The sequence below is a fragment of the Paracidovorax cattleyae genome (assembly GCF_900104515.1).
Taxonomy (GTDB): Bacteria; Pseudomonadota; Gammaproteobacteria; order Burkholderiales; family Burkholderiaceae_C; genus Paracidovorax; species Paracidovorax cattleyae.
In genome coordinates this window covers 56,383-80,547 of sequence record NZ_FNJL01000011.1, presented here as the reverse complement: position 1 = coordinate 80,547, position 24,165 = coordinate 56,383, and the positions used below count along the sequence as shown (strand labels likewise).

Genomic DNA, 24,165 nt, shown 5'->3' with positions numbered 1-24,165 from the left:
TTTCCATGTCCGACAACACAACGACAAAAGCCGGCTTCTCCCACGAGAAGATCGAGACCAACAACTTCCTCATGATCGTGCTGATCGTGCTGGTGGTGGCCATCGGCGGCCTGGCGGAGATCGTGCCGCTGTTCTTCCAGAAGTCCACCACCGAGCCGGTCAACGGCGTGCAGCCCTACACGGCCACGCAGCTGCTGGGCCGCGACATCTACCTGCGCGAGGGCTGCTACAACTGCCACTCGCAGATGATCCGCCCGTTCCGCGCCGAGACGCTGCGCTATGGCCACTACTCCGTGGCCGGCGAGTTCGTCTATGACCACCCGTTCCAGTGGGGCAGCAAGCGCACGGGCCCCGACCTGCACCGCGTGGGCGGCAAGTACAGCGACGAGTGGCACCGCATCCACCTGAACAACCCGCGCGACGTGGTGCCGGAGTCCAACATGCCGGCCTACCCGTGGCTGGAGAAGACCGCGGTGGACCCGTCCGTCGCCGCGCCCCGCATGAAGGCGCTGCGCACCGTGGGCGTGCCCTACACCGACGAGCAGATCGCCGGCGCGGCCGAGGAGGTCAAGGGCAAGACCGAACTGGATGTGCTGGTGGCCTACCTGCAGGTCATGGGCCGCGCGCTCAAGTAAGGGGAGGACGCCATGGACATCACCACCGTCCGCATCGCCGCGACGCTGATCTCGTTCGCCCTGTTCCTCGGAATCCTGGCCTGGACGTTCTCCCGCGGCAACCGGTCCCGGTTCGAGGAGGCGGCGCAACTGCCGTTCACCGAGCCGGACGCTCCACTGAATTCTTTCGAGAACGAGAAGAACCATGAGTGACTTCACCCACAATTTCTGGTCGGTGTACGTCGTCGCACTGACCCTCGGCGGCATCGCCGGCTGTCTCATCCTGCTGTGGATCACCGCGCGCAAGAAGGTCGAGCCGCGCGCCGACAACACCACGGGCCACGTCTGGGACGGCGACCTCACCGAGATGGACAACCCGATGCCGCGCTGGTGGATGTGGCTGTTCGTCATCACCATCGTGTTCGGCCTGGGCTACTTGGCCGCCTATCCGGGCCTGGGCCGCTTCAGCGGCCATCTGGGCTGGTCGCAGCGCGGCGAGTACGAGAACGAAATGGCCAAGGCCCGCGCCGAGCTGGAGCCGCTCTATGCGCGCTTCGCCGCGATGAGCACCGAGCAGGCCGCCGCCAGCCCCGAGGCCATGGCCATCGGCGAGCGCCTGTTCATGAACAACTGCGCGCAGTGCCACGGCTCCGATGCGCGCGGCAGCAAGGGCTTCCCGAACCTGGCCGACAACGACTGGCTGCACGGCGGCGCGCCCGCCAACATCCGTGAGACGATCGAGAAGGGCCGCATCGGCACCATGCCCCCCATGGCGGCGGCCGTCGGCTCGGCCGAGGACGTGCGCAACCTCGCGCACTACGTGCTGAGCCTGTCGGGCAGTCCGCACGATTCGCTGCGCGCTTCGCTGGGCAAGTCCAAGTTCACGGTGTGCGCGGCCTGCCATGGCATGGACGGCAAGGGCAACACCGCGCTGGGCGCGCCCAACCTCACCGATGACATCTGGCTGCACGGCTGGGGCGAGGGCGCCATCACCGCCATGATCAACAACGGCAAGGTGAACCAGATGCCCGCCCAGGCCGGCAAGCTCACCGATGCGCAGATCGGCGTGCTGACCGCCTACGTCTGGGGCCTGTCCAACAAGCCGGGCGCGAACACCGCCGCGGCGGCCCCGGCGAACTGAACCTCGGGACCATATCCGGGGCGCCGCCGGCCGGCGCGCCGCCCCTTGCGGTCCCCAAGCGCAACGCCTGCTCCCACGACACGAGACAGCCGGCCCACCGAGCAAAGCAGAACCCACATGAAGCCCCCTGACGGACAGCCGCGCAAGGTCATTCCGATCGCCCCCGTTCCGGCGGACGGCGGATCGGCACAGGCCGAAGTCGTCTCCCTCTACGAAGCCCAGAAGAAGATCTACCCGAGGTCCATCGTCGGCGTGTTCGCACGCTGGCGGTGGGCCATGGTCGCTTTCACGCAGCTGGTGTTCTACGGGCTGCCGTGGCTGCAGTGGGGCGAGAGGCAGATGGTGCTGTTCGACCTCGGCGCGCGGCGCTTCTACCTCTTCGGCCTGGTGCTCTACCCGCAGGACTTCATCTACCTGACGGGCCTGCTCATCATCTCGGCGCTGTCGCTCTTCCTGTTCACCGCGGTGGCCGGGCGGCTCTGGTGCGGTTTCTCCTGCCCGCAGACCGTCTATACCGAGATGTTCATGTGGATCGAGCACAAGGTCGAGGGCGACCGGAGTGCGCGCCTGCGGCTGGACAACGGGCCCTGGACTTTCGAGAAGCTCCGCAAGAAGGGCCTCAAGCAATTCCTCTGGATCGCGGTGTCGGCCTGGACGGGGTTCACCTTCGTGGGCTACTTCGTGCCCATCCGCGAGCTGGGCACCGAGCTGATGGCGCTGCAAGGCTCCTGGCAGCTTTTCTGGGTGGCCTTCTACGGCTTCGCGACCTACGGCAACGCCGGCTTCCTGCGCGAGCAGGTCTGCAAGTACATGTGCCCCTATGCACGCTTCCAGAGCGCGATGTTCGACAAGGACACGCTCGTCGTCACGTACGACGAGGCGCGCGGCGAGCCTCGCGGTCCTCGCAACAAGTCGGTGGACCACCGCGCCAGGGGCCTGGGCGACTGCATCGATTGCACGCTGTGCGTGCAGGTCTGCCCGGTGGGCATCGACATCCGCAACGGCCTGCAGTACGAATGCATCGGCTGCGGCCTTTGCGTGGATGCGTGCAACACCGTGATGGACAAGATGAAGTACCCGCGCGGGTTGATCCGCTACTCCACGCAGAACGGCGTGGCGAACCGCTGGACGCAGTCGCAGATGCTGCGCCGCGTGCTGCGGCCGCGCGTGCTGATCTACACGGCCGTGCTGGTGGCGCTGTGCGTCGGCATGCTGGCGAGCCTGGCGCTGCGCACGCCGCTCAAGGTGGACGTGGTGCGCGACCGCGCGGCGCTGTCGCGCATCGTGGCGGGCGGCCGGCTGGAGAACGTGTACAGCCTGCAGATCATGAACGCCACCGAGGCGCCGCAGCGCTATCGCATTGCGGCGTCCGGCCTGGAAGGGCTGGCCGTCGCGTCGGAGGCCGAGGTGGACATCGGCGCGGCGCAGTCGCGCTGGGTGGCGGTGCGCCTGCAGATCCCGTACGGCTCGGCCGCGCCGGGATCGCATCCGGTGGCTTTCGAGATCGAAGCCCTCGAGACGAAGGCCCACGTGAAAGAGAAATCCATCTTCCTCGTGCCGCGCTGAAGCGGCGAGGGCGGTTGGTGTTATTCAGTATGGCAGGCCCCTGCAACCCTGTGGTGTGATGGGGCCGTGGTGACGAAGGAAGGAGTTCGGGATGGCGCAAAAAACGACGTCGGCCGCCGTGGCGGCCCAACCCTGGTGGAAGTTCGGCCACGTGTGGATGGTGATCGCCGGGCCTGCGATCGTGGTGGTGGCCGGCACGGCAACCGCATGGCTCGCCGTGCGGCAGCCCGATCCGGTGGTGGCGGAAGACTACTACCGCCAGGGCATCGAGATCAACCGCACGCTGGAGCGCGAACGCGCACGTGCCTCCGCCATGGAGCCGGCGATGAAGGCGCGCAACCACGCGGCCACGCCGGCCGGGGACCAGCCGCGCTGATCTCCAGGGCCCTGCCGGGCGGACTCCGGAGCCCGACGTGTTCCGTTCGTTTTCGACACCGATGACTGCAAAGGAGGAGATCGCGATGAGAACCCGACGCTGGATGTGGATCGCCTGGCCCGCCTTCCTGGTGGCCGGCCTGATCGAGATGGTGGTATTCGCCTTCGTGGACCCCGCTGCCCTGCACTGGTCCGACCAACCCCTCGCCCTCTCGCGCGAGGGCGTCTATACGGTGGCGTTCTTCGTGTTCTGGGCGCTGTGCATGCTCTCCAGCGCCCTCACCACGCTGTTGTCCATGTCGCCCTTCGAGCTCAACCGCTGCCCCGTGCCAGCGGGCGAGCGCCCGATGGAGTGCGGCAAGTTCATGCAGTGAGAGAGCGCACGGCCTCACTGATCAGAAGGCCGCGGAGCAGGCTAAGCCAGCAGACGCCGTGGAACCGGCTTCGCCGGGCCACCGGCGTCGTCCCCCTTCCCGCGTCGCGCAGCGATGCGAGAGAAGGGGGAAGCGGCGCCAGCCGCTCAGGGGGATGGTCTAGTTACAAGCCTGGCTATTGACGATCCGCTTGAGCGCATCCGGCTCGACGATGCGCACGTGCCGCTGCTTGACCTCGACGATGCCTTCCTCGACGAACTTGGAGAAGGTGCGGCTCACGGTCTCCAGCTTGAGGCCCAGGTAGCTGCCGATCTCCTCGCGGGTCATGCGCAGCACCAGTTCGGACTGCGAGAAGCCCCGCGCATGCAGGCGCTGCACGAGGTTGAGCAGGAACGCCGCGAGGCGCTCCTCCGCTCGCATGCTGCCCAGCAGCAGCATCACGCCGTGCTCGCGCACGATCTCGCGGCTCATGATCTTGTGGACGTGGTGCTGCAGCGCCGTGACCTCGCGCGACAGCTCCTCGATGCGTTCGAAGGGCATCACGCACACCTCGGCATCCTCCAGCGCGACGGCGTCGCAGGTGTGGTGGTCGCTGACGATGCCGTCGAGCCCGATGATCTCGCCGGCCATCTGGAAGCCCGTCACCTGGTCGCGCCCGTCCTCGGTGGCCACGCAGGTCTTGAAGAAGCCCGTGCGGATGGCGAAGAGCGACGTGAACGCCTCGCCGTTGCGGAACAGCGTGCCGCCACGCTTGACCTTGCGGCGCGTGGCGACGATGTCATCGATGCGCTGCAGCTGCTGCTCGCTCAGGCCCAGCGGCATGCAGAGTTCGCGCAGGTTGCAGTTCGAGCAGGCGACCTTGATGGTGTGCGGATTCATGGACGAGCAGCCTTCCCTTCTGTGTTGCTGTTTCTCTGTGCGTGCAGGCCGGCCACGGTGCGAACGCGTGGCAGGAGCGCAGGCGTGCAGCAAGAATGTGGCGGGCGGCTGTGATGCGTCAATTGTCGCAGCGCTGCGCGTCCAAATGCTTGACCGGCGTCAAGGACACGGGCGCGGGACATGGGGCACATTGTGAATCGATAAGGAATTCCGCACCATGAACGCTGTGACTCCCGAGCTTCTGCGCCGCTTCGACGTGCCGGGCCCCCGCTATACCTCGTACCCGACCGCGGACCGGTTCGTGGAAGCCTTCGGCGCGGACGAGTACGTGCTGGCGCTGCAGCAGCGCCGCCTCGGCTCGGCCGCCAAGTCCGTGCCCCTTTCGCTGTATGTGCACATCCCGTTCTGCGAATCGCTGTGCTACTACTGCGCGTGCAACAAGATCATCACGCGCCACCCCGAGCGCGCCGACGTGTATCTGCGCTACCTCAGCCGCGAGATCGACCTGCACATGGCGCACTGCGCACCCGGCCACGCCGTGAGCCAGCTGCACATCGGCGGTGGCAGCCCCACCTTCCTGGGCGACGATGCGCTGCAGGAGCTGATGAACATGCTGCGCCGCAGCTTCACGCTCGTGCCCGGGGGCGAGTACTCCATCGAGGTCGATCCGCGCACCGTGGATGCCGGGCGGCTCGCGCGGCTGGCGGAACTGGGCTTCAACCGGCTGAGCTTCGGCGTGCAGGATTTCGACCCGGCCGTGCAAAAGGCGGTGCACCGCGTGCAGCCGGCCGAGCAGGTGTTCGCGCTCGTGCAGGAGGCCCGCCGGATCGGCTTCGAGTCCGTCAACGTGGACCTGATCTACGGTCTGCCGCGGCAGACACCCGAGTCGTTCGACCGCACGCTGGCCCAGGTCTGCGAACTGCGGCCCGACCGCATCGCGCTCTATGCCTACGCCCACCTGCCGGAGCGCTTCAAGCCGCAGCGCCGCATTGTCTCCGCAGAGCTGCCGATGGCCTCGGCCAAGGTGTCCATGCTCGCGCAGTCGCTCAATGCCTTCCAGGAGGCAGGCTACGTGTACGTGGGCATGGACCACTTCGCGCTGCCCGGCGATGCGCTGGCCGTGGCCAAGCGCCAGGGCCGGCTGCACCGCAACTTCCAGGGCTACAGCACCCAGCCCGACTGCGACCTGATCGCGCTGGGCGTGTCCGCCATCGGCCGCATCGGAGCCACGTACAGCCAGAACGCCAAGACCCTGGACGAATATTACGACCTCATCAACCAGGGCCGGCTGCCGGTGGTGCGCGGCCTCGCGCTCACCCGGGATGACCTCGTGCGCCGCTCCGTCATCATGGCCCTCATGTGCCAGGGCGAGGTGCTGTTCGAGCCGATGGAGCAGTCGTGGCTGATCGATTTCCGGCGGTATTTCGCGGCGGAGCTCGAAGTGCTCGAAGGCATGGCCGGCGACGGGCTCGTCACGGTGGGGGAGGATGGCATCACCGTGACGGAGATGGGCTGGTTCTTCGTGCGCGGCGTGGCCATGGTGTTCGACCGGTACCTTCAGGCGGACCGCAACCGCGCGCGGTTCTCCCGGATCATCTGACGGCCGTCGTCTTCTTCCCGCAGGAGCCGCGATGCCCGACGCACTGATCTGGACGGCCTTCGCCATGGGGCTGGCAGGCGGCCCGCACTGCCTGGCGATGTGCGCGGCTCCCTGCGCCGCGATCATCGGCGGTTCTCCCGGTGCCGGCGCGCCTGCGCAGGGGCCGCTGCGCCGGTACGGCTCCGTGCCCGCCGCGGCGGGCGCGTCTGCGGCCTGCGCGGGGCCGGCGGCGGCCGGCCTGCTCCGCGGCGGCGGCACGGCACGCACCGCGGTTTTCCACCTCGCCCGGATGGCCGGGTACGGGCTGACCGGGGCCGCCGCGGCGCTGGCCATGGACCGCCTGGCCTGGCTCACCCAGCAGTCCGCGGCCCTGCGGCCGGCATGGACGCTGCTGCACGTGGGCATGCTGGCCTGGGGCATCCTGATGGCCCTGCAGGCGCGCCAGCCGCTCTGGGTAGAGCGCGCCGGCCGCGCGGTCTGGTCGCGTGTCGGCCCCGGCGTGCGCGCTCCAGGCGGGCTGGCCGTGGCCGGGCTGGCGTGGGCGCTGATGCCGTGCGGGCTGCTGTATTCGGCCCTGCTCGTGGCGGCCCTGGCCGGCAGCCCGGCGCAGGGCGCCGCCGCGATGGCCGCGTTCGGTGCGGGCGGCGCGCTCTGGCTGCTGGGAGGTGCCTGGGCCTGGCGCCGGCTCCGCTCCCGGGTGGACGCGGCGCGCGCCACCTGGGGAACGCGGTTCGCCGGGCTGCTGCTGGCGGCTGTGGCGGCCTGGGCGCTCTGGATGGACGTGGGGCGCCACGCGCTGGAGCCCTGGTGTCGCTGAAGCGGTACATTTCTCGCGGACTCGGAAACAGCTGCTCACGAACTGGTGATAATGGTTTCGAATGAGAGGCGCTACGCGCCTCTCTCCTTTCGTAACCTCCCCGTGAACTCCTCCCTCCTCATCGACGTCGCCCGGCTGCGCGTCGGCATGTACATCCAGCTGGAACTGGGATGGATGAACCATCCCTTCCCGGTGAGCAGCTTCCGCATCGCGTCGGGCGACCAGATCGCCACCCTGCAGTCCCTGGGACTGGAGCAGGTGCGCTGGGTGCCGGCCCGCAGCGATGCCGCGGTGCGCGAGGCGATGCAGGCGCCGGCGTCCGCGCCGCAGGGGGCCGCAGGCCCGGCGGAGCCGGCTCCGGTGTCAGAACCCGGCTCCGGCACCGCGGGCGCGGAGCCGGCGGGCGCCCTCCACGCACGCCTGGAGGCCCAGCGCCGCTCCCTGGCCCGCTGCGACGAGCAGTTCGCGCGGGCCACGCGGGTGTACGAGCGCCTGGCCCTGCACGTGGAGCAGGATCCGGCCGAGGCGCGCATGGCCACGGAGTCCCTGATCCGCGGCTGCGTGGACGAACTCATGGCCCATGGCGATTCGGCGGTCCGCCTGCTGTCCGAGCGTGCCGGTACGCGCGCCGCGCTGCATTCCGTCAATGTGGCGGTGCTCTCCCTGCTGCTGGGCAAGTCGCTGGGGATGCGCGGCGAAGGCCTCGGCGACCTGGGCATCGCGGCGCTGCTGCACGACCTCGGCAAGATATCGCTGCCGCCGCACGTCGCCCAGCCCAGTGCGGAACTGGGCCCGGCCGACCAGGCACTGTACGAGGCCCACGTGGGCGAATCCGTGGTGCTGGCCCAGCGCATGGGACTGGGCCGGACGGTGGTCTCGGCCATCGCCCAGCACCACGAGCGGGCCGACGGCAGCGGCTTTCCGCTCGGCCTGCAGGGCAGCGATCTGGGGCGGGCGGGCCAGGTGCTGGCGCTGGTGAACCACTATGACCGTCTGTGCAATCCGCTGCGCGGCGCGGCCCCGCTGACGCCGCACGAGGCCCTGTCCGTCCTGTTCGCGCAGCACAAGTCCCGTTTCGACGCCCAGGTGCTGCAATGCTTCATCCGGCTGATGGGGGTGTATCCCGCAGGGTCGATCGTGCAGCTCACCAACGAGCGCTACGCCATCGTGGTGGCGGTGGATTCGGCCCGGCCGCTGCGGCCGCAGGTCATCGTGCACGACGGCCGCGTGCCGCGCGACGAGGCGCTGGTGCTCGACCTGGAGCGCTCGCCGGACCTGGGCATCCGCCGCAGCCTGCGGGCCGCGCAGTTGCCGCGCGATGCACTCGATTACCTGTCGCCCCGCAAGCGCATCTGCTATTTCTTCGAGCGGGCGCTGATCCCCGGCGCGGACGAGGTGCCGCAGTGAGCCGCCCGGGCGTCGATGTCGCGTGGCGGTCGATGTTCGCGGGCCTGCGCGAAGCGCTCTGGCTGGTCGATGCCCAGTCGCTGAACGTGGTGCTGTGCAACCGGGCGGCGGCCGATCTGGCCGGCCTGCCGCAGGAGGCCATGGAAGGCCGGCCTGTGCACCTGCTGGCCTGCACGCCTGAGGATCTCGCGTTCTGGTCGCAGGAGCTGGCCGGGCTGCGGGCGGGCATCCATTCCCATTCGAGCATGCTGCGCGCCGACGGGTCCCTCGTTCCGGTGGACCGCCGCGTCGCCGCCGTCGAGTCGCCGCAGGGCATGCCCCTGCTGGTGCTGGGCATGCTGGACCGCAGCGAGCAGGCATCCATCCAGGGCGAGCTGGAGCGGCTGCTCTCGGAGCTGCGCGCCACGCTCGACTCCGCCGCCGACGGCATGCTGGTCTGCGACATGGGAGGGCGGGTGCGGGCCTTCAACCAGCGCCTGGCCTGGCTGTGGAACATGCCGGACGACCTGCTCGTACAGCGCGACGACGCGGCCGTGGAGGCGCACATGGCCGCCCAGGTCACGGACGCCGACGCCTACCGCGCGCGGCTGCTGGGCATCGCGCAGTTCCCGGAAGAGGAAACCCTGGACATCCTGCACCTGCGCACGGGCACCGTGATCGAGCGTCGCTCGGTGCCGCAGATGAGCCAGGGGCGGCCCATGGGCCGCGTGTATTCCTTTCGTGACCTCACCCTGCAGCATGCCGCGCAGAAGCGCATCGAGCAGCTGGCATACAGCGACGTGCTCACGGGCCTGCCCAACCGCCTGCTGCTGTCGCGCTGCGTCGCCTCGGCGCTGGAAACCGCGCGCGCGCAGGGCGGCGGCTTCGCCATCCTGTTCATCGATCTCGACCGCTTCAAGATCATCAACGATTCGCTGGGGCATCTCTTCGGCGACCGGGTGCTGCAGCTCGTGGCGCAGCGCCTGCAGGGCTGCCTGCGGCAGAGCGACATGCTGTGCCGGCTCGGCGGCGACGAGTTCGTCATCCACCTGGATGCCGGCGACGAGGCCGTGGCCGAGGCCGTGGCGCGCCGCATCCTGGAGGAGATGCGCCAGCCCTTCATCCTCGACGGCATGGGTTTTTCCATCCAGTGCAGCATCGGCATCGCGCTGCACCCGCGGGACGGGGAGACGCTGGACGACCTCATCAAGCAGGCGGACACCGCCATGTACCGGGTCAAGGAACGCGGCCGGGGCAGCTACGGGTTCTATCAGCCGCAGATGAATGCCGACATGCTTTCGCGCATGCAGCTGGAGCATGCGATGCGCCAGGCGCTGGACCGCGGCCATTTCGCCGTCCACTACCAGCCGCAGGTGGCGATGGCCTCGGGCCGGGTGATCGGCGCCGAGGCGCTGCTGCGCTGGAACGATCCCGGCCTGGGTGCGGTGTCGCCGGGCGTGTTCATTCCGCTGGCGGAGGAGTCGGGCTACATCGTGACCCTGGGCGCCTGGGTGCTGGAGCAGGCGATCCGCGAGGCCGCCGAATGGATGCGCGCCGGCACGCCCCTGGTGGTGGCGGTGAACGTGTCCGCGCTGGAATTCCGGCAGCCCGGCTTCGTGGAGCGACTGGTGGGGTTGCTGCGCAGCCACCGGTTGCCGGCGTCGCTGCTGGAACTGGAGCTGACCGAGACCATCCTGCTGCAGGACGCCCAGGAAATGGCGCAGCGCCTCGCGGCGCTGGCCGAGCTGGGCGTGGGCCTGTCGATCGACGATTTCGGCACCGGCTATTCGAGCCTGGCCTATCTCAAGAAGCTCCGCATCCACAAGCTCAAGATCGACCAGTCGTTCGTGCGCGGGCTGCCGGACGACGAAAGCGACCGGGCGATCATCGAGGCGATCGTGCACATCGGCCGGGCGCTGCGCATCCAGGTGGTGGCGGAAGGCGTCGAGACACCGCAGCAGCGCGAGGCGCTGCAGGCCATGCAGTGCCACTACTTCCAGGGCTTCCTGGTGGCGCCGGGACTGCCCGCGGAGGATTTCCGCGCCATGGTCTCGCGGGATGCCGGGGGCGGCTGCCACCCCGCATGAGCCCGCACCGGCGAACCGCCTTTGCGAGGCCGCAACGCAAAAGCGCCGCGGGGTGCCGCGGCGCTCGGGGGAAAAGGTGTCCGCAGTAGCCGCCGGACCGTCATCCTGAACCGGGGGTTCAGGGGGGCGAGGGCAGCCAGGCGTTGGGTTCATCTGACGCGAGATGATCACGCTCACCGGGCAATGTACCAAGCCCTTGCTCATGGAGCATTGGTTCAAGGAAATATAAAGCCCGGCGGCACTGCAGACGCCCCCATTGTAGGCTGGCAAATCCTCCTTTGGAAGTGCGGGGTCAGGCCAGCCGGCCGTCCTCGCCCAGCGCGTGGTCCAGGCGCCGCAGCAGCGCCTGCAGCGCGCCGCCGTCCGGTGCCTCGCCGTCGGCCAGCAGGCTGCGCTGGGCGGGCCCGGCGGGGTCCGGCGTGGCGGCGGCCGGCGTGGCCTGCCCATCGGCAGCGGCCTGCCCGTCCGCGGAGGGTGGGGTGCCCGCGGGTTCTTCCGCGGCCGGCGGTTCGGCGGGGGCCACCGCGGCGCGGGCCTGTTCGGCCAGCTCGAAGGCCAGATTCAGGGCCGCCAGCACGGCGATGCGCTCGCGCGCGCGCACCTTGCCGGCGTCGCGGATGCGGACCATGGCCGCGTCCACGCGTTCGACCGCCTGCAGCAGCCGTTCCTGCTGGCCTTCGGGGCAGGCGAGGCGGTAGCTCTGCTGCATGATCTGCACTTCGATCTGGTTCATTCGGCCTCCTTGGGCAGGTCGGTCGGGGCATCGGCCGGCGGGGGCGGCAGTTTCTCCAGCATCGCGTCGATGCGCGCGCGGGCCGTGTGGAGGCGCGACCGGAGCGAGTCGCGCTCCTGCGTGAGCGAGACCACCTGGCCGGTGAGGAGGGCGTTGGCGCGCTGTAGCTCGGCATGGCGCACGAGCAGCCGCTCCACGCGCTCGGTGATCTGGTCGAGGGGGGAGGGTGAATCCATGCACGGATTGTAGGGTTGGGGCCGTGCGGGTGAATATGTATCGAAACGTCCTAGAATCCGCTGCGTTGGTGCTTGCGGCCTGGTTCACAGGCCGCGGTTCAACGGGAAGCAGGGAGGCGCCGTCCGCCACGGACGCGCCGTGCCTGCGCTGCCCCCGCAACGGTCCGTGGAAGAAAGCTGCCGCTCCTTTCGGCGCAACGGCTTTCGCCGCCTCCTGCACAAAGCCACTGGGTGCCTTGAACAAGCGCCTGGGAAGGCGCAGGAGCGTGTCGTCCACCAGCCCGGATACCGGCCAACACGGAGGCCGCGCCCAGAGCCAACGGCCCTGGCGCGGCCGTGTCGCCCAATGCCGGCGGGGAGGCCGGCGCGGGTTCGTTTTCTCCGATCGCCTCCATGCATTCTCCGATTCCCCGGTTCCGCGGCGCCGCCGGCGCACGTACGGCTCCCATCCCCTTCCATGCACCCGCCGCGCTGCTCCTGCTCGCCTCGGGTCTGTCGCCGGCCCCGGCGGCGCACGCCGCCACCGGCGCCCCGATGGGCGAGGTCGTGGTGACCGCCAACCGCACGCCGCAGCCCCTGGCCGATCTCGTGGCCGATGTCTCCATCGTGGACCGCGACACCATCGAGGCCAGCGGCGCCACCGGGCTCGCCGATGTGCTGGCCCGCGTGCCGGGCATCGAGATTTCACGCAACGGCGGACCGGGCACGACGACCAGCGTCTATCTGCGCGGCGCGGAGCAGCGCTTCACCGCCGTCTATATCGATGGCGTGCGCGTGGATTCGCAGACCACGGGCGGCGCGCCCTGGGAAGCGATCCCGCTGGGCCTCATCGACCGCATCGAGGTGCTGCGCGGCCCCGCCGCCGCGGTGTACGGCTCGGACGCCGTGGGCGGCGTGATCCAGATCTTCACGCGCAAGGGAGAGGGCCCGGCGCAGCCCTACGTGGGCATCGGGGCCGGCAGCCACGGCACCTACAAGGCCGAGGCCGGCGTGAGCGGCTCGGCGGGCGAGGGCCGCGCGGTGGACTACGCGCTGGGCTTCGAGCGGGAGATCAGCGACGGCTTCAACGCCCGGCCCATCGCGGGCCAGAACCCCGACAAGGACGGCCTGCGCCGCTCCGCCGTGAACGCGCGCGTGGGCCTGCAGATCGATCCGCGCCAGCGCATCGAAGGCACGCTGCTGGGCGCCGACACCAACGCGGGCTACGACACCACGCCCCTGGGCAACGACGACCGCGCCCTGCACCGCATGCATGCGCTGGGGCTGAACTGGCGCGCGCAATGGAGCGACCGCTACACCACCCGCCTGTCGGTTACGGATTCGCGCGAGCGCTACGAGACGCGCCCCTCGCCCTATACCGCCGATACGCGCCTGCGCGGCTACCTGTTCCAGAACGAATGGCGCGAGGGGGCGCACCTCTTCACCGCCGCGCTGGAGCGCCGCGAGGACCAGCTGCGCAACGGAAGCCTCGACGGCGACCGCTCGCAGGACGCACTCGCGCTGGGCTACGGCTTCACCGCCGGCCCGCACGCGCTGCAGCTCAATGCCCGCCACGATTCCGACAGCGAGTTCGGCGGCCACAACACCGGCAGCATCGCCTATGGCTACGCGATCACGCCGCAGTGGCGAGCGACCGCCTCGGCAGGCACCTCCTTCCGCGCGCCCACGCTCTACCAGCGGTTCAGCCCCTACGGTGTCGCGTCGCTGAAGCCGGAAGAGGGCCGCAACGTGGAACTGGGCCTGCGCTGGGCGCAGGGCGGGAGCAGCGCGTCCGTGGTGGCCTACCGCAACCGCGTGAAGAACCTCATCGTGTTCGGCGCGGCAGGCCCCTGCCAGGACGAGTTCGGCTGCTATGCCAACGCGGGCCGGGCGAAGTACGAAGGCGTGACGCTGTCCGCGCAGCATGCCGTGGGCGGCGTGCAGCTGCGGGCCTCGGTCGATCTGCAGAACCATCGCGACGAGACCACCGGCCGCGAACTGCCGCGCCGCGCCCGGCGCCACGCCACCCTGGGCGCGGATACGCGCGTGGCCGGCTGGACAGTGGGCTCGGAAGTGCAGGCCTCGGGCCGCCGCTACGACAATGCCGCCAACACGGCGGTGCTGGGCGGCTACACGCTCGTCAACCTGTATGCCAGCACGCGTGTGGCGCAGGATACGACGCTGCTCGCGCGCGTGGACAACCTCGCCGACAGGAACTACCAGACCGCGCGCACCTACGCGCAGGCGGGCCGCACGTTCTACGTGGGCCTGAAGTGGGCGCCGCGTTGAGCAGGGCCGGGGACATGGCGGGCAGCGTCCGCTGCCCGGCGATCGCGATCGCCGCGCCGTCGTCGGGGCAGGGCAAGACCACCGTGACCGCCGCGCTGGCGCGCCTGCACGCGCGGCAGGGGCGGAGCGTGCGCGTGTTCAAGTGCGGGCCGGATTTTCTCGACCCCTGCTGGCTGGAGCAGGCCAGCGGCGCGCCGGTGCATGCCATCGATCTCTGGATGACGGGCGAGCAGGACGCGGCCGAGCGGCTGCACGCCGCCGCGCAGGAGGCCGACCTGATCCTGGTCGAGGGCGTGATGGGCCTGTTCGACGGCACGCCCAGCCTCGCGGACCTCGCGCAGCGCTTCGGCCTGCCGGTGCTGGCCGTCGTGGATGCCTCCGCCATGGCGGGCACCTTCGGCGCGCTGGCCTGGGGCCTGCGGCACTACCGCCCGGGCCTGCCCTGGGCGGGCGTGCTGGCCAACCGCGTGGGCAGCCCGCGCCATGCCGGCATGCTGCAGGAGAGCCTGGCGGACGCGGGCGACTGGATGGGCGCCCTGGCGCGTGTCGCCCCGCCCGCGGCGGGTGCACCCGGGGGCGCAGCGCCACCGGGGCGCCAGCGCGCCGGGCTGCTGCCCGAGAGGCACCTGGGCCTGGTGGCCGCGCACGAGCTGGCCGACGGCCTGGCGCGCATCGACCTTGCGGCCGACGCGCTGGCGCAGACCCCCCTGGGCCGCCTGTCGCCGCAGGACTGGCAGGAGCGGTTCTCCGTGGAGTTCGCCGCGCCCGCGCCGCGTGCCGCGGTGCCGCCCCTGCTGGCCGGCCGCACCGTGGCGGTGGCCGGTGATGCCGCGTTCTGCTTCGTCTACCGGGCCAACCTGCAGACACTGGAAGCCCTGGGCGCCCGCGTGCGGCGATTCTCGCCGCTGCGGGATGCGGAGCTGCCGGCCTGCGACGCGGTGTGGCTGCCTGGCGGCTATCCGGAACTGCACGCCGACCGCCTGGCCGCCAACACCGCCATGCAGCGCAGCCTGCGGGCCCACGTGGAGGCCGGCCGGCCGGTATGGGCAGAATGCGGCGGCATGATGGCGCTCTTCGAATCGATCACCCTCGCGGACGGCGAGCGCAAGCCGCTCTGGGGGCTGCTGCCGGGCCACGTGGCCATGCAGCGGCGGCTGGCCGCGCTGGGGCCACAGCAGCTGGACCTGGACGGCCATGTGCTGCGCGGCCACACCTTCCATTACTCGACCTGCGAGAGCAGCGCCCCCGTGCGTGCGCGCACCCGCCGTCCGGAGCCGGGCGAAGGCGGCGCGGGCGAGGTACTTTATCGGCAGGACAGCATCCACGCGAGCTATTTCCACGCCTGGTTCCCCTCCAGCCCGCGGGCGGTGGCGGCGCTGTTCGGCGCCGAAGACGCGCTGGCGGCGCCAGCGCCGGCGGTGGCTCCGGAGGCCGCGGCATGACGGCCCTGGCGGCCCCTTCCGTGGGCGATGGCATCGGCGACGGCATGCAGGGCGCGCCGATGGCGCTCGCGCGCAGCGAATTCATCCTGGGCGGGCAGAAGAGCGGCAAGTCGCGCCGAGCCGAGATGCTGGCGCGCACCTGGATGGAGGCCTCCGGCGCGCACCGCGCGGTGCTCATCGCTACGGGCCGGGCCTGGGACGACGAGATGCGCGAGCGCATCGCCTGCCACCAGCGCGAGCGCGCGGTGCGCGTGCCGGGCATGGAGACGGTGGAGGAGCCGCTGGACGTGGCCGGCGCGCTGGCGCGCTGCTCGCGGGCGGGGACGCTGGTGGTGGTCGATTGCCTCACGCTGTGGCTCACGCAGTGGCTGATGCCGCTGCCGGAGGCGCCGCCGCCGGGCGACTTCGAGCCCCAGTGCCGGGCCTTCCTGGAGGCCGTCCGTCAGGCTCCGGGGCCGGTGGTGGTGGTCGGCAACGAGATCGGACTGGGTGTCATCCCGCTGGGCCGCGAGGTGCGTGCCTTCGTGGATACGCTGGGCCGCCTCAACCAGCGCACTGCCGAGGCCTGCGCGCGCGTCACCCTCATGGCAGCCGGCCTGCCGCTCGCGCTGAAGGAGGCACCGCATCCATGAACCGGTGGCCTCGCGTCCTTACTTTCCTGCAGTGCCTGGGGGCGGCGGCCCTGCTGGCATGGTTTGCCGGCGCGCCGGGGCCGGCCCTGGCGCAGGTCCCGCCGACGCCCGCCGCCGCGGCTTCCTCTGTGCCGGACACTCCCGCGGGCGGCGTGGCGATCACCGACGGACGCGGGCGCCGCATCGCCTTCGCCCGGCCGCCGCAGCGCATCGTGAGCCTGCTGCCCTCGCTCACCGAATCGGTCTGCGCGCTGCAGCAGTGCGCGCGGCTGGTGGGCGTGGACCGTTACTCCAACTGGCCCGAATCCGTGCGCGCGCTGCCGCAGATGGGCGGCGGCATCGACCCGAACATCGAGGCCATCGCCGCCCGGCGGCCGGACGTGGTGCTGCTGGCGACCAGCTCGCGCGCGAGCGACCGGCTGGAGGCGCTGGGCATTCCCGTGGTGGCGCTCGAGCCCAAGACGCATGCCGATGTGCGCGAGGTGCTGCGCACCCTGGGCACGCTGCTGGCCGTGCCGCCGCAGCAGGGCGCAGACCGCGTGTGGCGAGAGATCGACGCGGGTGTGCAGGCGGCCGCGCAGTCGCTGCCGGAGCGCGCACGCGGCGTCCGGGTGTATTTCGAGGTGAGCCGGGGGCCGTACGCGGCCGGCACGTCGTCCTTCATCGGCGAGACGCTGGCCCGCCTGGGCGCGCGCAACGTGGTGCCGCCCGAGCTGGGGCCGTTCCCGCGGCTGAACCCGGAGTTCGTCGTGCGCGCCCAGCCGGACATCATCATGGTGGGCAACAGCAGCATGCAGGCCCTGGTGCCGTACCCGGGCTGGGACGGCCTGCGCGCCGTGCAGGGGCAGCGTGTCTGCGTGTTCTCCCCGCGCGAGGCCGACGTGGCGGTGCGCCCCGGCCCGCGCATGGCGGATGCCGCGCGCATCATGGCGCGCTGCCTCGCGGACAAGGCGCCATGAGGCCGGTGGACGACGGGGCCGGGGATGCCGGCGGCGCCCGCCGTGCGGCATGGCTGGCCGCGGGGCTGCTGCTGGCCGGCGCGGCCCTGCTGCTGCTGGGCGCGAGCGTGGGCAGCACCGGCATCGGACTGGCCTGGGGGCCGGATGCCGATCCCGTGGCGCGGCAGATCCTCTGGGACATCCGCCTGCCGCGTACCCTGGGCGCCTGGCTCGCCGGTGCGCTGCTCGGCCTGTCCGGCGCGGTGGCGCAGGGGCTGTTCCGCAATCCGCTGGCGGACCCGTACCTTTTGGGCAGCGCCTCGGGCGCGGCACTCGGCGGCGCGCTGGCCATGGCGCTGTTCGGGCTGTCGCCCGGCGCATCGCAGTGGCTCGCGCGGCTGGGCGTGACGGGCATGGCCTTTCTCGGCGCCGTGGCGGCCGTGCTGCTCACGCTGGTGCTGGCGCGCGGCGTGCAGCACACGCTGCGGCTGCTGCTGGCGGGCGTGATCGTGGGCGTGGTGCTCGGCGCCGCGCGCGACCTGGTGGAGCTGGCCTCGCCCGAGATCCTGCAGGCCATGCAGGCCTTCACCCTGGGCAGCACCAGTTTCGTGGGCTGGATCGCCTGCGGGCTGATGGCCGGGGCCTGGGCGCTCAGCGCCGGCACCGCCTCGGTGCTGGCACGCGCGCTGGACGGGCTGGTGCTGGGCGAGGCCACGGCGGCCAGCCTGGGCCTGCCGCTCGCGCCCATGCGCGCCGGGCTGGTGGCGGCGATGGCGCTGGCCACCGGCACCGCGGTGGCGCAGACGGGCCTGATCGCCTTCGTGGGCCTGGCCGCCCCGCACCTGGTGCGTTCCATCGTACCGACCACCCACCAGCGCCACGTGGTGCTCTCCAGCCTCATGGGCGCGGTGCTGCTGCTGGCCGCGGACATCCTCGCGCGCTGGATCGTCGCGCCGCAGGAGCTGCCCGTGGGCGTGCTCACCGCGGCCCTGGGCGGCAGCTACCTGCTGTGGCTCATGCACCGGCGCACGCAGCTGGGCCGGGGAGGCTGAACGCATGGATCGCTCCATCGCCCTGCAGGCGTCCGGCCTCTGCGCATCGTTCGGCGGCACGCCCGTGCTGCGCGGCGTGGACCTGCGGATTCCCGCCGGCTGCTGGACCAGCGTGGTCGGCCCGAACGGTGCCGGCAAATCGACCCTGCTCAAGGCCCTCGCGGGCCTGCTGCCGGGCGGCACCGTGAGCGGCCACATCGACTTGACGGGCCGCCCGCTGCCGCGCTGGGGCGCGCGGGAGCGTGCGCGCCAGCTCGCGTGGCTGGGGCAGGGCGAGGCCGGCTCCGATGGATTGCCCGCCTACGACATCGCCATGCTGGGCCGCCTGCCGCACCAGCCCTGGCTCGCGCCACCCAGCCCGGCGGACCATGCGGCCGTGCGCGCCGCGCTGGAGGCCACGCAGGCCTGGGCATGGCGCCACCGCCCGCTCTCCGAACTCTCCGGTGGCGAGCGCCAGCGCGTGCTGCTGGCCCGCGCGCTGGCCGTGCAGGCCCCCGTGCTGCTCATGGACGAGCCGCTCGCCCACCTCGACCCGCCCCACCAGGCCGACTGGCTGCAGACCGTGCGCGGCCTGGCGCGGCAGGGCTGCGCGGTGGTGAGCGTGCTGCACGAAGTGTCATTCGCGCTGCAGGCCGATGCGCTGGTCATCCTGGATGCAGGCCGGGTGCTGCACCATGGCCCGGGCGATGATCCCGCCACCCATGCGGCGCTGGAGGCGGTGTTCGGCCACCGCATCCGCGTGCGCGAGGTGGACGGCCTGCGCGTGGCGGTGCCATGCGTCGGTCCCGCCGCGCCAGGCGGCTGACACTGCTCCCCGATTCAGCCTTTCCTTTCTCCTTCCCTCATTCGTCTTTTTCCGCATGCAGATCGAATCTCCCCCCACCGAGCGCCGCTCGGACAAGCCGGACGGCGAGCGCCGCGGCCTCGTGCTGGTGCATACCGGCGACGGCAAGGGCAAGAGCACGGCGGCCTTCGGCCTCGCGCTGCGCGCGCACGGCCGCGGCAAGCCGGTGAAGATCTTCCAGTTCATGAAGGTGCCCAGCGCGCGCTTCGGCGAGCACCGCGTCTTCGAGCAGCTCGGCATTCCCATCGAGGGTCTGGGCGACGGCTTCAGCTGGAAGAGCCGCGACCTGGAGCATTCGGCTGCCCTGGCCCGCGCCGGCTGGGAGCGTGCCCGGGACGCCATCCTGGGCGGCGGGCATTTCCTGGTGGTGCTCGACGAGGTCACCTATCCCCTCATCTACGGCTGGGTGCCCCTGCAGGAGGTGCTGCAGGCCCTGCGCGAGCGGCCGCGCGACGTGCACGTGGTGCTGACGGGGCGCCGCTGCCCGCGGGAACTGATCGACTTGGCGGATACGGTCACCGAGATGGGCCTGGTCAAGCATGCGTTCCAGGCCGGGGTGCCGGCGCAGCGCGGCATCGAGGACTGACGCTTGCATACGGAAGGCAACGGCATGGCACCTGGCGAATCCGGTGCGGCCCCGGGCGAGGCCTACAGTGCCGCGGAGCGCGAGGCCATCTACCGCGCCATCCGCGAGCGGCGCGACATGCGCCACTTCGCGGGGGGGCACGTCGCGCCCGCCGTGCTCGAGCGCCTGCTGCGCGCCGCGCACGAGGGCCCCAGCGTGGGCTTCATGCAGCCCTGGCGTTTCATTCGCGTGTCCGATGTTGCGCTGCGGCGCCAGCTGCATGCCTGCGTCGATGCCGAGCGCCTGCGCACGGCGGAGGTGCTGGGCGGGAGCCCGGCGCAGGAGGGAGCGGCACCGCCGGTACAGGGTGCGGGGCGGCAGGAGGCGTTCCTGCGGCTCAAGCTGGAAGGCATCCTCGATGCGGCGGAGCTGATCGCGGTGGTGCTGGCGGACGGGCGGGACGCGCACGTGTTCGGCCGCCGCACCATGCCCCACATGGACGTGGCTTCGGTGGGCTGCGCCATCGAGAACCTCTGGCTGGCCGCGCGCGCCGAAGGGCTGGGGATGGGCTGGGTGTCGATCTTCGATCCTGCCGACGTCGCGCGCCTGCTGGGCCTGCCGCCCGGCGCCGAGCCGGTCGCGCTGCTCTGCCTGGGGCCGGTGCACGGCTTCTACCCGTCGCCCATGCTGGAGCGCGAGCGCTGGGCGCACCGCGCGCCACTGGCGTCGGTGGTGTTCGATGGGGCCTGGGGACGCCCGGCACCCTGGCTGTCGGGCGGCGAAAACCGGGGGGCCGAGGGTGGCTGACGGCGGCTCCGCGCTGTTGCAGGCCCTGCTGGCTGCGCTGCCCTGGGCCGCTGCCATCGCGGCCGCGCTGGCGATCGACCGCTGGTGGGGCGAGCCGCCGGTGGCCCTGCACCCGGTGGTCTGGATGGGGCGTGCGCTGCACTGGTGCGGCGAACGCATCGCGCCCGCGCAGCCGGTGGCCGACGATGCCCGGGCCTTCGTGCTGGGCGCTGCGGCCTGGCTGCTGATGGCCTCGGCGGTGGCCGGCGCCGCCGGGGCGCTGCAGCACGCGGCACTGCAGATGCCCGCGTGGCTGGCCGTGCCCGTGCTGGCATTGCTGCTCAAGCCCCTGCTGGCCTGGCGCATGCTGCGCGACGAGGTCGTGGCGGTGGAGGGTGCCCTGTCGCAATCGCTGGAGGCCGGGCGCGAGCGGCTGTCGCGCCTCGTGAGCCGCGATGTCCGCGCGCTGCAGGCCGTGCAGGTGCGCGAATCCGCCATCGAGTCGCTGGCCGAGAACCTGAACGATTCCGTGGTGGCGCCGCTCTTCTGGTTCGCGCTGCTGGGGCTGCCCGGCGCGGCGCTCTACCGCTTTGCCAACACCGCGGATGCCATGTGGGGCTACCCCGGCATGCGCGGCGGGCGTTACTGGCAGTGGGCCGGCAAGTGGGCGGCGCGTGCGGACGATGTGCTCTCGTGGGTGCCCGCGCGCATCACCGCGGTGCTGCTGGCGCTGTGCGGGCACCGCGTGCGCTGGGCCGCGGTGGCCCGGCAGGCGCGCAGGACGCCGTCGCCCAACAGCGGCTGGCCGATGGCCGCGATGGCGCTCGCGCTGGATGTGCGACTGTGCAAGCCGGGCGTGTACACCCTGCACCGCCGCGGCAGGGCCGCCGCCCCGCCGGACACCCACCGGGCCGCCGCGCTGGCCGCGCTGGCCGTGGCATGGTGCCTGCCGCTCGCCCTGGCCGCGCTGTGGGCGCTGGAGTGGCTGCGTGTCGTCCTGCATGTTGCCCTGCACGTCGCACTGGGAGGCGTACTGCCATGACGCGACAGGCGCTCAACGGCGGCACGGCCGCGCAGGGGTTGCCGGTGCATGGCGGCCCGGACGCCCTGGGCGTTCCGCTGCACGATTTTTCCACCAACGCGAACGCCTGCGGGCCCTGTCCGACCGCCCTGGCGGCCGTGCGCGAGGCTGACGCTGCACGCTATCCCGATCCGGCCTACACCGCGCTGCGCGAGGCCCTGAGCGCCTGGCACGGCGTGGCGCCCGAACGCATCGTGCCCGCCGCGAGCGCCAGCGAATTCATCCACCGTTTCACCGCGTGGGCCACACGGCAGGGCGTGGCCGGAGTGGTGGTGCCTGCGCAGGCCTATGGCGACTATGCGCGCGCGGCCCGGGCCTGGGGCCTTCCGCTACTGCCATCGTCGGGGCCGCGAGTGGAGGAGGGCGCGGAGAAGGATTCCGGAAAGGCCGTGCTGCACTGGGCCTGTGAACCCGGCAGTCCCCTCGGCACATCCGATCCCGCGCTGGAGGCATGGCGCGCGCTGGCATGCCATGGCGGCGGCGCCCCGGATGCCGGCCTGCGCATCGTCGATTGCGCCTATGCGCCGCTGCGGCTGGAGGCCACCGGCGGCCCGCTGCCCACGAACGCATGGCAGCTCTGGACGCCCAACAAGGCCCTGGGCCTCACGGGCGTGCGCGCTGCCTATGCCGTCGCCCCGGCCTGCGTGCCGCAGCAGTGCCTGGATGCGCTGCAGGCCCTGGCGCCCTCCTGGCCGATCGGGGCGCACGGGGTGGCGATGCTGTCGGCCTGGGTGGCGCTGGAGGTGCAGGACTGGCTCGCCGCGTCGCTCGACAGGCTGCGTGGCTGGAAGGCGGCCCAAATCCTCCTTTGCGAAGAACTTGGGTGGAATATCTGGCCGGGCAGCCTCTCCAACTATTTCGCCGCCATGCCGCCACCGGGCGATATGGCGGCGCGGCTGGCTGCACTGCGCGCTCAGGGCGTCAAGGTGCGGGATGCCGCTTCCTTCGGGCTGAATGGCTGGGTGCGGCTCGGCGTGCTGGATCTGCGCGCGCAGCAAGCCTTCGCGCGGGCCTGCCGTGGCATGGGCTGATCGGCAGGCGGGGATGCAGGCCTTTCGCCCGGCCCTTCAGCGATTGGGTCGGTAGTGATGCGCTTCGACGTCGCTGCCCTGGTAGATATCGTCGAACAGCGCGCGGCGCAACGTCGGATCCCTGGTCTCGAAGACCATCAGATTCTCATTGGATCGGTAATGCGATTGCCCATCCAGGTTGTAGGAGCCCGTCATGGCGATGCAGGAGCCGTCACTGCGGGTGAGAAGATAGTTCTTGGCGTGCAGCACCGCTTCGCTGCGCAGGTTGATCTGCAGTTCGTGCGCCAGCGCCTCGCCAGGAGCATAGTGCTTGACCGTGAGATGGCCTGCAGGCGGGTTCGCCTTGCCTCCGTAGAGTCTGCGTGCCGCGAAATCCACCAGGCCCCTGCTGGAACGGTCCACCAGGATGTTGACGTTGCATCCCCTGGAGAGCGCGTCGCCGATGAGGCGCAAGGCTTCCGTGCCCAGCTTTTTCCCGGCAATGTCCAGCGTATCGCCCGGCCCCGCGCTACTGAAGATCTTCGCCAGAGCGAAGCCGATCGGCTTGCCTTCCATCCTGCCCCCTTCCGAGAACATGTTCCGGTATCCGTTCGATGGATTCTGCAGCCATAGCACCTTCTGCCGGTCCCCCGTGAACGCGATGCCTGCCCTGGCGAGCGCTGCGTGCATCGGGTGCTGGCCTGCGTTACCGGTTTCCGGATCGCAAGGCGGGCGCATGGCGATGTCCCTCAGCGTGTGCAGCGCCGCGACGGGGTGCTTCACAGAGTCCATGACGGCAAGCCCGTCGTGGCAGACCAGGCGCGCGCAGCGCACCGCGTGCTCTCCAATCAGCTCATCGAGGAAATAGTTGCGCTGGCTCTCGGCAAGACGGGCCGACAGGGCGATGCAGCCGCCGTCCATCCATCCGTCCTTGGTTTTGTTGGCGATGCTCGCGCCCAGGGTGGCGGCCACACCGCGGTCGTTGATGCAGAACTTGTTGTGGTGGGAGCCGGCGGCGCCCCTGGCCTTGGCTGCCACGAAATACACGCGGGCACGCACCGTGCCGATCTTCAATCCGTCGTCCGCCTGCGTGGCGTTGTAGGCCCGGACCACCGAAGGCCATGTGATGGTGCCCGGAACCCGGCTTTCGTTGCGCAGCGACATGTTGGCCGTCACGTTCTGTCCCACGACTGCCGCGATCGCGGCATTCCGTTGCAGTTTGTTGTCGTTGTACAGCAGCACGAAGGTGAAGTCCGGGTCGTGCTGCCGCCGTGCCAGCGCCTCCATCATGGCGAACGTGGTGCCGGAGACGCGGCCGGGTACATGGTCCTTGGTCGGATGGATGCTGAAGGAGGTCATGATGGCCAGCCGGTCCGCCGATTCGATGGTCAGCTGGATCAGCCGCTTCTGCCGGTCCTCGCTGGATGGCACGGTGTCCAGGACGAGCGCGGAATCGTCCACGTGGCAAAAGCGTGCCGGCCACCGCTGGCTCAGTTCCGCCTGCAGGTCGGCGACCAGATTCCGCGAGCCGGATGCGCCGGAGGCGGTCGCCTGGAATGCCCGGGCGCGCATGCCCGTCGGGGCCACGTGCCTCGCGGCATCTGCTGCCGTGGCCGTCGGCGGGGCGAACCTGGCGTTCCTGGGCGGTGCGGGAGCGTCGCAGGTCCTATCCATGCCGAACGGGAAACATGCAGCCCGCACCACGGGACCGGTTCTGCCACGGTCGCCGTTCCGGGGAT

Annotated in this window: 24 protein-coding genes and 1 riboswitch; of the genes, 20 read left to right on the top strand and 4 right to left on the bottom strand. The window is 71.1% G+C overall.

Features of this window, described 5'->3' with window-relative positions:
• Nucleotides 1–5: 5 nt before the first annotated feature.
• The 6 genes from ccoO (at nt 6) to BLR05_RS11020 (ending at nt 4,070) form a co-directional block, all read left to right on the top strand.
• Nucleotides 6–635 carry a cytochrome-c oxidase, cbb3-type subunit II gene (ccoO, locus tag BLR05_RS11045; RefSeq protein ID WP_011794661.1) on the top strand — a complete coding sequence of 210 codons (630 nt, stop codon included), beginning with the start codon at nt 6–8 and terminating at the stop codon, nt 633–635.
• A gap of 12 nt (nt 636–647) precedes the next feature.
• Nucleotides 648–827, top strand: a complete 180-nt coding sequence (locus BLR05_RS11040) for a CcoQ/FixQ family Cbb3-type cytochrome c oxidase assembly chaperone (RefSeq protein ID WP_013594007.1) — start codon at nt 648–650, stop codon at nt 825–827.
• Complete coding sequence (gene ccoP, locus BLR05_RS11035) at nt 820–1,755, top strand: cytochrome-c oxidase, cbb3-type subunit III (protein WP_092834531.1); 936 nt, start codon at nt 820–822, stop codon at nt 1,753–1,755. The genes BLR05_RS11040 and ccoP overlap by 8 nt, the downstream gene beginning before the upstream one ends.
• Nucleotides 1,756–1,872: 117 nt before the next feature.
• Entirely contained in the window at nt 1,873–3,321 is a 1,449-nt protein-coding gene (gene ccoG, locus BLR05_RS11030) for a cytochrome c oxidase accessory protein CcoG (protein ID WP_092834530.1), read from the top strand.
• Nucleotides 3,322–3,412: 91 nt separating this feature from the next.
• Nucleotides 3,413–3,697, top strand: coding sequence for a FixH family protein (locus tag BLR05_RS11025; protein WP_092834529.1), 285 nt, complete (start codon nt 3,413–3,415; stop codon nt 3,695–3,697).
• 85 nt (nt 3,698–3,782) lie between these two features.
• On the top strand, nt 3,783–4,070 hold the full coding sequence (locus BLR05_RS11020; RefSeq protein WP_092834606.1) for a hypothetical protein: 288 nt from the start codon (nt 3,783–3,785) through the stop codon (nt 4,068–4,070).
• A 159-nt stretch (nt 4,071–4,229) separates the two neighbouring features.
• Here the strand turns inward: BLR05_RS11020 and fnr are convergent, their stop codons facing one another.
• Entirely contained in the window at nt 4,230–4,949 is a 720-nt protein-coding gene (gene fnr, locus BLR05_RS11015; protein WP_092834528.1) for a fumarate/nitrate reduction transcriptional regulator Fnr, read from the bottom strand.
• A 217-nt stretch (nt 4,950–5,166) separates the two neighbouring features.
• Between fnr and hemN the strand changes: the two genes are divergently transcribed.
• Genes hemN through BLR05_RS10995 form a run of 4 tightly spaced genes read left to right on the top strand, consistent with a single transcriptional unit; the run spans nt 5,167 to nt 10,839 of the window.
• Complete coding sequence (gene hemN, locus BLR05_RS11010; protein ID WP_092834527.1) at nt 5,167–6,549, top strand: oxygen-independent coproporphyrinogen III oxidase; 1,383 nt, start codon at nt 5,167–5,169, stop codon at nt 6,547–6,549.
• Nucleotides 6,550–6,580: 31 nt separating this feature from the next.
• Nucleotides 6,581–7,366 carry a sulfite exporter TauE/SafE family protein gene (locus BLR05_RS11005; protein WP_092834526.1) on the top strand — a complete coding sequence of 262 codons (786 nt, stop codon included), beginning with the start codon at nt 6,581–6,583 and terminating at the stop codon, nt 7,364–7,366.
• A gap of 51 nt (nt 7,367–7,417) precedes the next feature.
• Nucleotides 7,418–8,773, top strand: a complete 1,356-nt coding sequence (locus BLR05_RS11000) for a cyclic di-GMP phosphodiesterase (RefSeq protein WP_092834525.1) — start codon at nt 7,418–7,420, stop codon at nt 8,771–8,773.
• On the top strand, nt 8,770–10,839 hold the full coding sequence (locus BLR05_RS10995) for a putative bifunctional diguanylate cyclase/phosphodiesterase (RefSeq protein WP_092834524.1): 2,070 nt from the start codon (nt 8,770–8,772) through the stop codon (nt 10,837–10,839). The genes BLR05_RS11000 and BLR05_RS10995 overlap by 4 nt, the downstream gene beginning before the upstream one ends.
• 292 nt (nt 10,840–11,131) lie before the next feature.
• Here BLR05_RS10995 and BLR05_RS10990 read toward each other — a convergent pair whose 3' ends face one another.
• Both BLR05_RS10990 and BLR05_RS10985 read right to left on the bottom strand, forming a co-directional pair.
• On the bottom strand, nt 11,132–11,572 hold the full coding sequence (locus BLR05_RS10990; protein ID WP_092834523.1) for a cell division protein ZapA: 441 nt from the start codon (nt 11,570–11,572) through the stop codon (nt 11,132–11,134).
• Nucleotides 11,569–11,808, bottom strand: coding sequence for a DUF904 domain-containing protein (locus tag BLR05_RS10985; RefSeq protein ID WP_092834522.1), 240 nt, complete (start codon nt 11,806–11,808; stop codon nt 11,569–11,571). The genes BLR05_RS10990 and BLR05_RS10985 overlap by 4 nt, the downstream gene beginning before the upstream one ends.
• 49 nt (nt 11,809–11,857) lie before the next feature.
• Nucleotides 11,858–12,119, top strand: a riboswitch (cobalamin riboswitch).
• Between the two features lie 82 nt (nt 12,120–12,201).
• On the opposite strand from BLR05_RS10985, the gene BLR05_RS10980 reads away from it, so the two are divergent.
• Genes BLR05_RS10980 through BLR05_RS10935 form a run of 10 tightly spaced genes read left to right on the top strand, consistent with a single transcriptional unit; the run spans nt 12,202 to nt 22,447 of the window.
• On the top strand, nt 12,202–14,076 hold the full coding sequence (locus BLR05_RS10980) for a TonB-dependent receptor domain-containing protein (RefSeq protein WP_377777662.1): 1,875 nt from the start codon (nt 12,202–12,204) through the stop codon (nt 14,074–14,076).
• A gap of 14 nt (nt 14,077–14,090) precedes the next feature.
• Entirely contained in the window at nt 14,091–15,518 is a 1,428-nt protein-coding gene (locus tag BLR05_RS10975; protein WP_092834604.1) for a cobyrinic acid a,c-diamide synthase CobB, read from the top strand.
• On the top strand, nt 15,515–16,150 hold the full coding sequence (locus BLR05_RS10970; protein WP_092834521.1) for a bifunctional adenosylcobinamide kinase/adenosylcobinamide-phosphate guanylyltransferase: 636 nt from the start codon (nt 15,515–15,517) through the stop codon (nt 16,148–16,150). The genes BLR05_RS10975 and BLR05_RS10970 overlap by 4 nt, the downstream gene beginning before the upstream one ends.
• Nucleotides 16,147–17,109, top strand: coding sequence for an ABC transporter substrate-binding protein (locus BLR05_RS10965; protein ID WP_092834520.1), 963 nt, complete (start codon nt 16,147–16,149; stop codon nt 17,107–17,109). Before BLR05_RS10970 ends, BLR05_RS10965 begins: the two co-directional genes overlap by 4 nt.
• Nucleotides 17,106–18,140: a FecCD family ABC transporter permease gene (locus tag BLR05_RS10960; RefSeq protein ID WP_092834519.1), complete on the top strand. Its 1,035-nt coding sequence runs from the start codon at nt 17,106–17,108 to the stop codon at nt 18,138–18,140. Before BLR05_RS10965 ends, BLR05_RS10960 begins: the two co-directional genes overlap by 4 nt.
• A gap of 4 nt (nt 18,141–18,144) precedes the next feature.
• Entirely contained in the window at nt 18,145–18,945 is an 801-nt protein-coding gene (locus BLR05_RS10955) for an ABC transporter ATP-binding protein (protein ID WP_092834518.1), read from the top strand.
• A gap of 55 nt (nt 18,946–19,000) precedes the next feature.
• Nucleotides 19,001–19,570 (top strand): cob(I)yrinic acid a,c-diamide adenosyltransferase, encoded by a 570-nt coding sequence (gene cobO / locus BLR05_RS10950; RefSeq protein WP_092834517.1) that lies wholly within the window; start codon nt 19,001–19,003, stop codon nt 19,568–19,570.
• 24 nt (nt 19,571–19,594) lie between these two features.
• Nucleotides 19,595–20,356, top strand: a complete 762-nt coding sequence (gene bluB, locus BLR05_RS10945) for a 5,6-dimethylbenzimidazole synthase (protein WP_092834516.1) — start codon at nt 19,595–19,597, stop codon at nt 20,354–20,356.
• Nucleotides 20,289–21,377, top strand: a complete 1,089-nt coding sequence (gene cbiB / locus BLR05_RS10940; RefSeq protein ID WP_092834515.1) for an adenosylcobinamide-phosphate synthase CbiB — start codon at nt 20,289–20,291, stop codon at nt 21,375–21,377. The genes bluB and cbiB overlap by 68 nt, the downstream gene beginning before the upstream one ends.
• Nucleotides 21,374–22,447, top strand: coding sequence for an aminotransferase class I/II-fold pyridoxal phosphate-dependent enzyme (locus BLR05_RS10935; RefSeq protein ID WP_092834514.1), 1,074 nt, complete (start codon nt 21,374–21,376; stop codon nt 22,445–22,447). Before cbiB ends, BLR05_RS10935 begins: the two co-directional genes overlap by 4 nt.
• Before the next feature lie 36 nt (nt 22,448–22,483).
• Here BLR05_RS10935 and BLR05_RS10930 read toward each other — a convergent pair whose 3' ends face one another.
• Nucleotides 22,484–23,998 (bottom strand): phospholipase D-like domain-containing protein, encoded by a 1,515-nt coding sequence (locus BLR05_RS10930; protein WP_244160085.1) that lies wholly within the window; start codon nt 23,996–23,998, stop codon nt 22,484–22,486.
• Between the last annotated feature and the right edge of the window lie 167 nt (nt 23,999–24,165).